General features: G+C 69.8%; 13 protein-coding genes. 3 read left to right on the forward strand and 10 right to left on the reverse strand.

What is annotated here, in order from left to right; translation table 11 throughout:
- Window positions 1-10: 10 nt before the first annotated feature.
- Genes VG296_RS21580 through VG296_RS21610 form a run of 7 tightly spaced genes read right to left on the reverse strand, consistent with a single transcriptional unit; the run spans window position 11 to window position 6,764 of the window.
- Window positions 11-820, reverse strand: a complete 810-nt coding sequence (locus tag VG296_RS21580; RefSeq protein ID WP_325568396.1) for an SDR family NAD(P)-dependent oxidoreductase — start codon at window positions 818-820, stop codon at window positions 11-13.
- A 10-nt stretch (window positions 821-830) separates the two neighbouring features.
- Window positions 831-1,022, reverse strand: a complete 192-nt coding sequence (locus VG296_RS21585; RefSeq protein WP_325568398.1) for a ferredoxin — start codon at window positions 1,020-1,022, stop codon at window positions 831-833.
- 35 nt (window positions 1,023-1,057) lie between these two features.
- Window positions 1,058-1,918, reverse strand: a complete 861-nt coding sequence (locus VG296_RS21590) for a mycofactocin-coupled SDR family oxidoreductase (protein WP_325568400.1) — start codon at window positions 1,916-1,918, stop codon at window positions 1,058-1,060.
- A gap of 31 nt (window positions 1,919-1,949) precedes the next feature.
- On the reverse strand, window positions 1,950-3,380 hold the full coding sequence (locus tag VG296_RS21595; RefSeq protein WP_349259653.1) for an aldehyde dehydrogenase family protein: 1,431 nt from the start codon (window positions 3,378-3,380) through the stop codon (window positions 1,950-1,952).
- Between the two features lie 17 nt (window positions 3,381-3,397).
- On the reverse strand, window positions 3,398-4,702 hold the full coding sequence (locus VG296_RS21600; RefSeq protein ID WP_325568403.1) for a cytochrome P450: 1,305 nt from the start codon (window positions 4,700-4,702) through the stop codon (window positions 3,398-3,400).
- Window positions 4,703-4,710: 8 nt separating this feature from the next.
- Window positions 4,711-5,553: an NAD(P)-dependent oxidoreductase gene (locus VG296_RS21605; protein WP_325568405.1), complete on the reverse strand. Its 843-nt coding sequence runs from the start codon at window positions 5,551-5,553 to the stop codon at window positions 4,711-4,713.
- Window positions 5,550-6,764 (reverse strand): CoA transferase, encoded by a 1,215-nt coding sequence (locus VG296_RS21610; protein ID WP_349259654.1) that lies wholly within the window; start codon window positions 6,762-6,764, stop codon window positions 5,550-5,552. Before VG296_RS21610 ends, VG296_RS21605 begins: the two co-directional genes overlap by 4 nt.
- Window positions 6,765-6,864: 100 nt before the next feature.
- Here VG296_RS21610 and VG296_RS21615 point away from each other — a divergent pair, with 100 nt between their 5' ends.
- Complete coding sequence (locus VG296_RS21615; RefSeq protein ID WP_325568409.1) at window positions 6,865-7,644, forward strand: enoyl-CoA hydratase-related protein; 780 nt, start codon at window positions 6,865-6,867, stop codon at window positions 7,642-7,644.
- 9 nt (window positions 7,645-7,653) lie between these two features.
- Here the strand turns inward: VG296_RS21615 and VG296_RS21620 are convergent, their stop codons facing one another.
- Window positions 7,654-8,565, reverse strand: a complete 912-nt coding sequence (locus VG296_RS21620) for an SDR family NAD(P)-dependent oxidoreductase (protein WP_325568411.1) — start codon at window positions 8,563-8,565, stop codon at window positions 7,654-7,656.
- A gap of 27 nt (window positions 8,566-8,592) precedes the next feature.
- Window positions 8,593-9,876, reverse strand: coding sequence for a CoA transferase (locus tag VG296_RS21625; protein WP_325568413.1), 1,284 nt, complete (start codon window positions 9,874-9,876; stop codon window positions 8,593-8,595).
- A 64-nt stretch (window positions 9,877-9,940) separates the two neighbouring features.
- Between VG296_RS21625 and VG296_RS21630 the strand changes: the two genes are divergently transcribed.
- A complete protein-coding gene (locus VG296_RS21630; RefSeq protein WP_325568415.1) occupies window positions 9,941-10,759 on the forward strand; it encodes an enoyl-CoA hydratase/isomerase family protein in 819 nt (272 codons plus the stop codon).
- A gap of 30 nt (window positions 10,760-10,789) precedes the next feature.
- Here the strand turns inward: VG296_RS21630 and VG296_RS21635 are convergent, their stop codons facing one another.
- Window positions 10,790-11,404: a helix-turn-helix domain-containing protein gene (locus VG296_RS21635; RefSeq protein WP_325568417.1), complete on the reverse strand. Its 615-nt coding sequence runs from the start codon at window positions 11,402-11,404 to the stop codon at window positions 10,790-10,792.
- A gap of 110 nt (window positions 11,405-11,514) precedes the next feature.
- On the opposite strand from VG296_RS21635, the gene VG296_RS21640 reads away from it, so the two are divergent.
- On the forward strand, window positions 11,515-11,868 hold a 354-nt coding region (locus VG296_RS21640; RefSeq protein WP_325568419.1), incomplete at its 3' end, for an NAD(P)H-dependent oxidoreductase.

The raw sequence follows: 11,868 nt of genomic DNA on the forward strand, positions 1-11,868 counted from the left end.
CGATCACCTCTCAGAAGTCCGAGCCGCCGTCTACATTAATGTCGGCACCTGTCATATAACTGTTGACCCGCGAGCCGGCGAAGGCGATGACCGGACCGATCTCGGCGGGATCGCCTGCCCGCCCGAGCCGGGCCGGGTGGCCGAAGTCCTCCGCGATCACCCTCATGGCGTCGTGCAGGTCGGACGGATCGGCGCCGCGCTCGGGCGGCAGCGCCTCGAGGTAGGCCCGCAGGCCGGCGGAGAGGAACGAGCCCGGCGAGACGGTGTTCACCAGGATTCCTTCGGGCGCCAGACTTATCGCAAGGTTCTTGCTCAGACTGGTGAGAGCGGCCTTCGCTGCGGTGTAGGCCACGATGTCCGGCGACTGGCGCCGGGTCGAGTGCGCGGAGACGTTCACGATGCGCGCCCACTCGGCCCGGCGTAGCAGCGGCAGCGCCGCACGGACGCAGCGGACGGCGCCGAGCAGGCCGACGTCCATCGTGGCCCGCCATTCCCCGTCCGCCAGGTCCGCGAACCGGCCGACGCCCACGCCCACCGGCCCCGCGGCGTTGATCAGCACATTCAGCGAGCCCCAGCGTCGACCGAGCTCGGCGAACGCCGCGTCGACCTGCTCGGGCACGGCGAGGTCGACCGGAACCGCGAGCGCTTCGGCGGCGCCGAGCTTGTGCAGGGCCTCGATGGTCTCGACCAGGTCGGCTCTGGTCCTCGCCAGTACCGCGACCCTGGCGCCCTCGGCGGCGACGGCCTCGGCGGCTGCCCGCCCCATGCCCTTCGACCCACCGGTGACGGCGACGCTCGCGTCGCGAAGTCCCAGATCCATGCCGGGCCGGCTAGCGCTCGAGCCTGATGGCCTGCTCGGGGCAGGCCCGAGCGCCCTCCACGGCCTGGTCTTCGAGCTCTGCCGGAAGGGGCTTGTCCACGGGAAGGCAGCGCCCTTCGTCGTCCAGCCGGTAGACGTCTGGCCCGAAGGCGTTGCACAGAGTGTGGCCCTGGCACAGCTCTCGATCGACGGTGACGCGCATGCTTGTTCTCCTCAGGATTTCCAGGCGGGTGCCGATCAGATGTGGAACTGATGCATCTTCAGGTAACCGCCGGCGTCTACACGAAGTTGCATGCCCGTGATGTACCGCGCCTCGTCGGAGGCCAGGAACAGCACGGCGTTGCTGATGTCCATCGGCTCGATATACGGCACATCCATGGCCTGCTGCGACTTGAAGCCCAGTTCCGCTTCCTCCCGGCCGGGATCCTCCAGATCCGGACGGAAAGTGCGGTACATGACCTCGTTCTGCAGCATCGCCGTGTCGACGTTGGTCGGGTGCACGGCGTTCGCGCGCATCCCGCGCGGCGCGAGTTGGCGTGCCACCTCGTGGATGTAGTCGCCGAGTACGCGCTTGGCGAAGCTGTAGCCGGCGCCTCCCGGGTCGGCACCCGGCGTCGGCTCGATCGTGCGCGCCATGAAGGCGGCGACCGAGCCCGTGGCGATGACCGAGGCACCCTTCCGCAGATGCGGCAGGGCGGCCTGCACCGCGTTGATCGTGCCGATCAGGTTGACATCGATCACATCCGACCAGGCTTGCAGCTCCCGCTTTCCGCCCATCGGGAGGATGCCGGCCTGCGCCACCACCACATCCAGGCGGCCGAGTTCGCGGACGCCGTCCTCGAGAACCGTGCGCAACTGCTCGGCGCTGCGCACGTCCGCCTCGCGAGCGACGATGCGCCGTCCCTGCTCCTCGACCAGGCGCGCGGTCTCCTTGAGGTCGTCCGGCCGGGCGAGCGGGTAGGTCACGGTGTCGATGTCGCGGCAGATGTCCGCCGCGATGATGTCCGCGCCCTCCGAAGCCAGCCGTACGGCGTGGCTTCGCCCCTGACCGCGCGCCGCGCCGGTGACGAACGCGACCTTGCCTTCTACACGTCCCATTTTCCACTCCTGTGCTGTCAGCTCGGGCCGGCTACGGCCGCGCGATCGTCTTGACCTCGAGGAAGTCCTCGAGCCCTTCGGTGCCCCACTCCCGGCCGAGGCCGCTCTGCTTGTAGCCGCCGAACGGCGAACCCGGGTCGAACCAGGCCGCGCCGTTCACGCTCACGGTTCCGGTGCGCAGCCGCCGAGCCACGGCCATCGCCCGCTCGACGTCGCCGCTGAATACAGCTCCTGATAGTCCGAAGATCGTGCTGTCGGCGATGCCCACGGCGTCGTCGTCATCGTCGAAGGGCTGCACGACGAGCGCGGGGCCGAAGATCTCCTCCTGCACCACCCGGGCCGTCGGCGCGACGTCCGTGATCAGCGTGGGCTCGACGAAATAGCCCTTGGCGAAGCGGCCGGACCGCCGCCCGCCCAGCACGATCCGGCCCTCCTGCGCGGCGAGCGCGAAGTAGCCGAGCACGCTGTCGAGTTGACGTCGGCTGACCAGCGGGCCCATCAGGTTCGCAGGATCCTGCGGATCTCCCCAGGGAACGCGCTCCATCACGCTCCTGGCGATCCCCACGGCCTCATCCAGTCGGCTGCGGGGTACCAGCAGGCGGGTGAGCAACGCGCAGCCCTGGCCGGCATGGCTGCACACGGCGCCGGCCACTCCCGGGATGACCTGGGCCAGATCGGCGTCGTCGAGCACGATCGCGGCGGACTTGCCTCCGAGCTCGAGAGTCACCCGCTTGATCGTGCCTGCTGCCCCGGCCATGATCCGGCGCCCGACCGCGGTGGAGCCGGTGAAGGTGACGGCGTCCACATTGGGATGGCTTACCAGCGCGGCCGCCACGTCCGTACTGCTGGTCGTCAGAACGTTGACGACGCCGGGCGGGATGTCGGTGTGCTCCGCGATGATCTCGCCGAGCAGTGTGGCGCTCCACGGGGTGTCCGGCGCCGGCTTGAGCACGAAGGTGCAGCCGGCCGCCAGAGCGGCCGCCAGCTTGCAGAGGTTCAGGTAGAGCGGGTAGTTCCAGGGGGTGATTCCGGCGACGACGCCGGCGGCCTCCCGCCGCACGATGCGCCGGCCTGCCGGGCCGCCCGGCCGGTCCGGCAGGACCCGCTCGAACGCGTAGTCGTCCAGCAGGTCGATGTAATGTCCGGTGAACTCCACCGCGGCGTCGAGCTGAATCGTGCGGGTGAGCATCACCGGCGTACCGGTCTCCGCGACGATGGAGGGGCGGAGCGCATCGAGGTTCTTTCGAAGGCCCTCGCGGAGCTGGTGCAGGCACTCCCGGCGGAACGCCGCGTCCACGGACCAACCGGTGGAGTCGAAGGCCCGGCGGGCCGCACCCACCGCCCGGTCCACGTCGAGGAACCCGGCGTCCGGAATGGAACCGATGACCTCCTCGGTGGCCGGGTTGATGTTCTCGAACGTCGCCCCGTCGGCAGCGCCGACCAGTTCGCCGCCGATGAGCATGAGCTCTCCGCCACCGGTCACCTGGCGCCACCTTCATTCGTACTCGTAGCGGCCTTGACGCCGGTCGGCTCTCCGGGCGTGAATCGGATGCGCAGCGAGCGAGGGGCGTAGACGTTCGCCGCGTCGCTGAACCGCACCGGCTCGTCGTCGATCATGGTGAAGTCCGGCAGCCGGTCCAGGATCGCGGTGATCATGACTTTGAACATGGTGCGCGCCAGGTTGGATCCGAGACACCGGTGCTGCCCCACGCCGAAGGCCATGTGCCGGTTGGGGTGGCGGTCGAGCTTGATCGTGTCCGGTTCCTCGAAGACGGCCGGGTCCCGGTTGGCCGCGGCCCACATGAGCATGATCTTCTCGTCGGCCTTGAGCTGCTGGCCGTGGAAGTCCACGTCCCGGCTGACCGTCCGACCGAGGCCCTGGGTCGGCGAGCCGTGGCGCAGGAACTCCTCGGTGGCGGTGCCCATGAGATCGGGGTTGTCGATGAGCTGTCGCTTGAGGTCCGGATTGCCGGCGAGTTCCACCAGGGTGTTGCCGGTCAGGCCGCTGGTGGTGTCCATACCGCCGAACAGCAGCAGCAGGATGTAGCCGAACTTCTCCTGCGCGGTGAGCTCCCGGCCGTCGACCTTCGCTGTCAGGATGCTGCCGACCATGTCGTCGTCGGAGAGCCCGAGCTCGGCCCGGCGCCGCATCTCCTCGCCGATCGCCTGACGCATCCCGCCCGCCACGGCCTCGAGCGATTCGCCGCCCTCCGCGCCGTGGATCAACGTGTGGACGTAGACGACCCACTCGGCCCAGCGGCTGTCGTCGAAGTTCATCAGGCGCAGGATGACCTTGGCCGGCAGCGGCGTGGTGAGCTCCGCGACGATGTCGGCCTCGCCGCGTTCGATGAACGAGTCGATCAGCTCGTTGGCGATCTCCCGGATCTCCGGTTCCATCCGCTCGGCCGCGGCCGGCGAGAGGTGCTTGACCGTCAACGCCCGCATCTTTCCGGTTTCCGGCGGATCGGTCTGGATCGGCGGCATGACCGTCAGCATGGCGACCTGATCCTCGGTCACGCCCGAATCGTCCCGGACACTGGCGCCCGCGCTGGAGTAGAACAGCTCGTCGTCGCGCGTCGCCTCGAAGACCGAGTCGTAGTCGGTGAGCAGCCAGTAGCCGCCGAGCTCGGTAGACCAGGCCACCGGGCATCTCGAACGCAGTTCGTCATAGATCCGGTAGTTCTCTCGGCAGAACTCCGCGCCGTGGATGTTCAGCGCTATCTGTGCCCGCCCGTCAACCACCGCGTGCGGCGCCAGCGGGGGTGCCTCCGGCCGCTCGTCCATATCAGTATTCACACCCTTCGCATCGATTCGGTCTGACGGGCGATCCTGCGGTGCACGTCGCCGGCCAGTTCCAGCACGGTCGGCCGCGGTTCTGGGCGGCCGAGCTCGTCGGCGAGCAGGTTCACGTCCTTGCTCATGGTCGGGCCGAACTGGCCGCCGAGCAGTACTTCCAGGGATCCGGAGGCGGCGAGCAGCTCCGCCGCGAAACTGCGCGCGCTGCCCGCGCGGAGCACGTCGAGCAGCCCGTCACCGACACCGTTGCGCTCCCCGGTCTCCAGTACGTCGTGCACGAGCGCCACCTGGGCGGCCAGCAGCGCGTTGTTCAGGAGTTTGGCCAGCGAGGCCGCGCCGACGTCGCCGAGCAGCACAGTCCGGCCCGCGAAGCTCCGGACCACGGGAGTGACCCGGTCGACGGCCTCAGCCGGACCGGCGAGCATGGCCAGTAGCTCGCCCGATTCAGCGGCGGCGGGGCCGCCGCTGACCGGCGCGTCGAGCACGAAGATCCCGCGTTTCCGGCCGAGCTCGGCGAAACCGCGGATCTGCGTGGGCGAGACGGTGGTGTGGACGAGCACGATCGCGCCCTCGGCCATCGCGTCGGCCGCGCCTTCCGGCCCGAACAAGACCTCTTCCACACCCGCGGCGTCGAACACGCAGATCCCGACCACGTCGCTCGCGCGGCCGACGGAGGCCGGGCTGTCGGCGACCGCCGCGCCCCATTCGCCGGCAGCCTGCGCGGCGACCTCGGGACGGCGCGCCCACACGGTCACCGGTGTGCCGGAGCGTCGGATCCTGCGCGCTATCGGCGAGCCCTGCCTGCCGAGTCCGATGAACCCGGCCCTCACCTGGCTCATGCGACCGCGCCCGCGATCCGCAGATCGAGGATCGCCTGTTCGTCCAGGCCGAGCTCGGTCAGCACCTGCTGGGTGTGCTCGGCGAACTGCGGGCCGCGGATCGGCTGCGCCGGCGCCTCGTCGAACTGGACCGGCGCGGTCACCAATTCGCGGACCTGTCCGTCGACGTCGATGACCTCTGCGATGAATCCGTTCGCCCTGAGCTGGATATCCTGCCCTACCTCCACGCTGTTCTGGACTGGTGCCCACTGCCCCTCGAGGGCGCGGAAACGCTCCATCCAATGCGCGAACGTCTGCCCGGCGATCTCGCCCGCGATGATCCCGGCCGCCTCGACCGCGTTGTCCATCAGCTTCTCGGCCGTGTCGAAGCGCTCGTCGAGCGCGAGTTCCGGCCGGTCGATGTGCTTGCAGAAGTCCGGCCAATACCGCCCGGGCTGCATCATGTTCAGGTTGAGATAGCGGCCGTCGGCGGTGCGGAAGATGCCGACGAGCGGATTGCGCACGAAGCCGCCGCTGTGCTCAGGTCCGTTGGGCAGCCAGGGCTTCCCGCTGACCAGGGACAGATCGACGGCCAAGCCGTTGGCCCACGCGCCGACGCTCAGCAGCGAGACGTCCACCACGGACGGCTCGCCGGTGCGCTCCCTGGCGAACAGGGCGGCGCTGATCCCGCCGGCGATGGTCATGCCGCCGACGGAGTCGCCGTAGGCGGGTCCCGGCATGCCGAGAACGCCGTCCAGGTCCGGCGACGAGATGCCCGCGGCGCTGCCGGCCCGGCACCAGAAGGTCGGCTGATCGTACCCGCCGCGGTCCGCCTCGGGGCCGCGCACGCCGAGCGCGGTGCCCCGGACGTAGATGATGTCCGGGTTGACCGCCCGGATGTGTTCGACGTCGAGCTTGAGCCGAGCGCGGGCATCGGGCAGGAAGTTCGTCACGAACACGTCGCTGCGCCGCACGATGTCGTAGAGCACCTCGAGCGCCTCGGGCTTCTCCAGCGCCAGGCCGATGCTGCGCTTGCCCCGGTTCGGATGCTCCATCAGCGGCGCGAAGCTGCCGCCGGCCGCCACCGGGCCGAGATACGCGAAGCCCCGCTGCGCGTCCCCGGTCACCGCGTGCTCGACCTTGATCACGTCCGCGCCCCAGTCGGCGAGCACCGCGCCGGCCGCCGGGACGTAGGTGAACTGCGCGACCTCGACGACCCGGACGCCGTCCATGGGTCTGCCCGGCATGCCGCCTCCCTCGTTGGAGCTGGTCACTGACTTTGAAGAATGTATATCTTATACACGCCATGAGCAAGAGTTCGAGGGAGACGCCATGCCCGCCACTGAACCGGTCCGAGTCGCCATCGAGGACGGGATCGCCAGGATCACCCTGGCCGACCCCGCGCACCGCAACGCGTTGAGCAAGGCGTTGAGCGACGCGTTGGCCGCCGCGGTCTCCCGCGCCCTCGGTGCCGGAGCGGCCGTGCTCGTCCTGGACGCCGAGCCGCCGGTGTTCTGCGCCGGCGGCTCCCTGGAGGGGCTGCTCGATCCGCGGCACGGTCTCGGGGCCATGTACGCGGGATTCCTCGCGCTCGCCGACGCGCCGATACCGACCATCGCGGCGGTGTGCGGCCCGGCCGTAGGCGCCGGAGTGAACCTGCCTCTGGCGTGCGACGTCGTGCTCGCCGGCGAGAGCGCGCGCTTCGACCCGAGGTTCCTCGACGTCGGGATCCATCCCGGCGGCGGGCACCTGTGGCGGCTGACCCGGCGGATCGGCTATCAGGGTGCTGCCGCAATGGTGCTCTGCGGCGACGCACTGACCGGCGCGGAGGCGGCCGCGCACGGTCTGGCGTGGCGTTGTGTGCCGGACGCGGAGTTGCCCGAAGCGGCCACCCGGCTCGCGCGCCGAGTCGCCGGACGGTCCGCGGAGTTGGTCCGCCGCACCAAACAGACCCTGCGCGCGAGCGAGGGGCTCCGCGACGCGGCGCAGGCGGTGGCGCTCGAACTGGAAGCACAGCAGTGGTCTGTCGAACAGCCGGACTTCCGCGAGCGGGTGGCGGCGATCCGCGACGGGATCGCCGCCCGGCACGCCCAAAGCGGCGCCGACCGGTGACAGCCCGGCTCAACGCAGGCCCGGCGCCCTGGTGTGGAAGATGTCGGTGGCCATGATCCGGCCCAGTGTGGCGGCGTCCCACCGGGCGCCGTCGCTGCTGACCGTGGCCTTCTCGTACCAGCCGCCCATCAGATAGATCTTGTCGTGGATCACCCGGATCACCTGGCCCGTGACGTGCTGCGCCTCGTCGCTGGCGAGCCAGGCGACCACCGGCGAGCTGCCCGCCGGGTCCATCGGGTGGAACTCGTCCGCGGACAGCTCGTCCGGCTCGAAGGACTGCTGACCGGCCGCCATGGTGGCGGTCAGCCGGGTCATGCCGCCCGGGCCTATCGCGTTGACCGTTACGCCGTAGCGGTAGAGCTCGAGACTGGTGGTCAGGGTCAGGCCGACGATCGCAGCCTTCGCGGTCGCATAGTTGGACTGGCCGAAGTTCCCGTTGAGGCCCGCGCCCGAGGTGGTGTTGATGATGCGGCCGGTCACGCTCTCCCCCGCCTGCGATCGGGTCCGCCAATGCTGTGCGGCGAAGTGGGTCAGCAGCCAGCTGCCGCGCACATGGACCCGCATGACCGCGTCGAAATCCGCGGCCGACATGTTCCACACGACCTTGTCGCGCGCGATCCCCGCATTGTTGACCACCACGTCCACCCGGCCGAACCGCTCGACCGCCCGCTCGATCAGCTCTCGCGCCTGTTCCTCGTCGGCGATGTCGGAATAGTCCGCGATGGCCACGCCCTCGCTCTTGCTGATAAGTTCCACGACCTCGTCGGCGTCCCGGCCGGCGCCCTCTCCCCGCACCGACGTGCCGAGATCGTTGACGACCACCTTGGCGCCGTGCCGGGCCAGCTCGAGGGCATGGCCGCGGCCGATCCCGTGTGCGGCGCCGGTGACGACGGCGACCTTGTCCTCAAGCAGACGTGCCACTTTGGCCTCCTCGGTTATGGGCGAAGTTCAGGAATCCGAGCCCAGTGCGCCGGATTCGCGCAGCTCGGCGATGCGGTCGTCGGTGTAGCCCAGCACATCGCGAAGGATCGCCTCGCCGTGCTCCCCCGGTGTCGGAGCCGCTGCCGCGGCGGCGGGCGGGGCCTCGCCGACGACCCGGGCCGGGAACGGCAGCTGCTCCGCGGACAGGCGAGATGCCGACTGCCACGGCAGCCGGTCGGCGAACTGCGGGTCCTCGGCGATGGAATCCGGGGTGTTGACCGGCCCGATCGGCACATCGTGTTCGAGCCCGAACTCGACCCACTCGGCGGTGCTGCGCAGCCGGAAGATCGCGCTCAGCTCGCGGCGCAGCGTCAGATCACCGCGGGCATGGTCGGCCAGCATCGCGCCCGGCCGCGCCTCGAACAGGTCCTCCCGGCCGGCCGCCGCGCAGAAGTTGCGCCAGAACTTCCGTTCCGAGGCCATGAAAAGCACGTGGCCGTCGCTGGAGGGATAGAACTGATAGCGCACGCCGTCGAGCATGCCGCCGGTGCCGGGTGGCCGGCGCTCATAGTCGTCCGCGGAGTTGCCCGTGACTTCTGCCTCCGGCCGCAGATAGGCGCGATGGGTCTCGCTGCGCAGCCAGTCGAAGGCCGCCGCCGCATCCGACTGCGCAACCTCGAGGTAGCAGCCCTCGCCCGTTTGCCGGGCATTCAGCACTCCCGCGAGCAGCGCGGTGGCGCCGAACAGCGGACCCGCCGTGATACCGATGGAGGTATGGTCCGGAATCGACGGCATGCCCTCCGGTCCCGGCACCGGCGCCACGGTCCCGGCCCAGGCGTCATAGGCGATGCCGTGGCTGGGCAGGTCCCGGTACGGTCCGGTCATGCCGTACCCGGTGATGCTGAGCATGACGATTCTTGGGTTGATGGCGCGCAGCCGGTCGTAGCCGAGGCCGCGGCGCTCCAGCCCACCGGGCCGCATGGCCTCGACCACGGCGTCGGCCTCGGCGACCAGCTCCAAGAAGACGTCCCGGGCCGCCGGGTTCGCCAGGTCGAGCGCGATGCTCCGCTTGCCCCGGTTCACGTGCAGGTGCAGCAGGGAGACCCCGTCGACGATCGGCCAGCTCATCTTCCTGATGTAGTCGCCGGAGGGCGGCTCCACCTTGATCACCTCGGCGCCGAGATCGGCCAGCGGCGTGGAGACCGCCCCCGGGCCGAGCATCGAGCACTCCACAATGCGCAGCCCGGCGAGCAGCGTCTCGCCCGAGGAACGTGCGCCCGGCAACGTCGAGGCCTCGTCACTCTGGCGCACCGCGCCTCCATCGTGTAGATGACATATTTTATACAGTACACAATTCTATCAGGAGGACGCACCGGTGTCCCGATACCAGACTCTCGACTACGCCGAGCGCGACGGCGTGGCCTGGGTGACCCTCGACCGCCCCGAGGTGCACAACGCCTTCGACGGCCGGATGATGCGCGAGATCCACGAGTGCTGGCGCATGCTGCGTGAGAACGACGACGTGCGGGCAGTCGTCCTGACCGGCGCCGGGGACAAGGCGTTCTGCACGGGCATCGACCGAACCGCGGCCGGCGTCGGCGAGGGAGGGCCGAGCGAGGTCGGCCGGCGCGGCTCGACGCCGCTGCATCTGGACGACCCGGGCGACCTGCTCCCGCCGAAGACGGCGGGCCAGCTGTGGAAGCCGGTCATCGCCGCGGTGAACGGCATGGCCTGCGGCGGCGCCTTCTACCTGCTGGGCGAGGTCGAGTTCATCATCGCGGCCGAACACGCGACCTTCTTCGACCCGCATACCACCTTCGGCATGGCCGCCGTGTTCGAGCCGATGCTGATGCTGCAACGCATGCCGCTGGGCGAGGTGATGCGGATGACGCTGATGGGCAACGCGGAACGCCTCAGCGCCCAGCGAGCGCATCAGATCGGTCTCGTCCAGGAGGTGGTGCCGGCGGCCGAGTTGCACGAGGCGGCACACCGCGTCGCCGCCGCCATCGCCGCCCAACCGCCGCTAGCGGTCCAGACGAGCGTCCGAGCCGTTTGGTACGCACAGGAGCTCGGCCACCGCCAGGCACTCGACGTGGCCAAGACGCTGGTGCAACTGGGCACCGACCAGGAGTCGCTGGCCGAGGGCCAGCGTCGATTCGCATCGGGCCGGCGCGACGAATGGCGGCTGCGCTAGCTCAGTGGCTGCTCACAGCTCGGGTACCGGTCAGGGTCTGCAGACGCGTTCGATGAGGTTCTGCCAGGCGTGGGCCATGCGTTTGTCGGTTGTGGTCGGTTCGGTCAGGTCGGCGCTCGACATGTAGAGCAGCAGGGGGCCGTCGAGGGCGGCGGTGAGTTGGACGGCGAGCATGTCGAGGTCGGTGTTCTCGAGTCGGAGATGGGCGAGCAGCATGCGGATGTGGGTGCGGGACAGCGGCGACTCGGTGCCGGCCGGCACGGGCTGGCTGCCGTCGAGGCTGGCGCGGGCGATCTCGCGGTGGTCGATCAGGAAGGCGATCCTGGCTCGGCCGTAGGCGATCAGCCGCTCGAGCGGAGGCGCTCCCGGGCCCAATGGGGGCAGTCCGGCGATCACCTGCAGTTGGAAGTCGTGTTCGTCGTCCTCGAGCAGCGCCTGGAAGATTCCGGCGCGGGTGCCGAATCGGCGGAACACGGTCCCCTTGCCCAGTCCGGCCCGTTCGGCCAGCGCGTCCATGGTCAGCGTGTCCGCGCCGCCGTTCTCGGCGAGCATCGTGCGGGCGGTGGCGAGCAGGTGCCTGCGGTTGCGCGCGGCGTCCGCGCGCTCGGCGCGCGGCGGGCCCAGGGACAGCGCGGGTCGTTCCATGAGGGCCAGCCTACCGAGCGGAATACGAATCGGGGTAAAGTCCGTTTATGCTGGGAGCGCGGCGACACCCGTTCGACCGTGCACGCACCTGCAATCAATCGGGAGTCCCCATGAGCGACCTGAAGATCGCGATCATCCTCGGCAGCACGCGGCCCGGACGCAACGGCAAGGCCGTGGCCGACTGGGTCCTGGAAAAGGCCTCGGCCCGCACCGGCGCGAAGTACGAACTCGTGGACCTGGCGGACTACCCGCTGCCGCACCTGGACGAGGCGATGCCGCCGGCCATGGGCCAGTACGCGAACGAGCACACCAAGGCCTGGGCAGCGACGATCAACCAGTACGACGGCTTCATCTTCGTCAGCCCGGAGTACAACCACTCCACCTCCGGCGTACTGAAGAACGCGATCGACTACCTGCACGCCGAGTGGAACAACAAGGCGGCGGCCTTCGTCTCCTACGGCTCC

Source organism: Actinospica sp. (assembly GCF_035552695.1).
Taxonomy (GTDB): Bacteria; Actinomycetota; Actinomycetes; order Streptomycetales; family Catenulisporaceae; genus Actinospica.

Coding starts and splice junctions, on each gene's coding strand:
- VG296_RS21595 (WP_349259653.1), bottom strand. CDS start 3,380: ATGCTCATCGGCGGCGAACTGGTCGGCGCTGCCGACGGGGCGACGTTC.
- VG296_RS21615 (WP_325568409.1), top strand. CDS start 6,865: ATGCCCGCCACTGAACCGGTCCGAGTCGCCATCGAGGACGGGATCGCC.
- VG296_RS21580 (WP_325568396.1), bottom strand. CDS start 820: ATGGATCTGGGACTTCGCGACGCGAGCGTCGCCGTCACCGGTGGGTCG.
- VG296_RS21600 (WP_325568403.1), bottom strand. CDS start 4,702: ATGGACGAGCGGCCGGAGGCACCCCCGCTGGCGCCGCACGCGGTGGTT.
- VG296_RS21610 (WP_349259654.1), bottom strand. CDS start 6,764: ATGGACGGCGTCCGGGTCGTCGAGGTCGCGCAGTTCACCTACGTCCCG.
- VG296_RS21605 (WP_325568405.1), bottom strand. CDS start 5,553: ATGAGCCAGGTGAGGGCCGGGTTCATCGGACTCGGCAGGCAGGGCTCG.
- VG296_RS21590 (WP_325568400.1), bottom strand. CDS start 1,918: ATGGGACGTGTAGAAGGCAAGGTCGCGTTCGTCACCGGCGCGGCGCGC.
- VG296_RS21635 (WP_325568417.1), bottom strand. CDS start 11,404: ATGGAACGACCCGCGCTGTCCCTGGGCCCGCCGCGCGCCGAGCGCGCG.
- VG296_RS21585 (WP_325568398.1), bottom strand. CDS start 1,022: ATGCGCGTCACCGTCGATCGAGAGCTGTGCCAGGGCCACACTCTGTGC.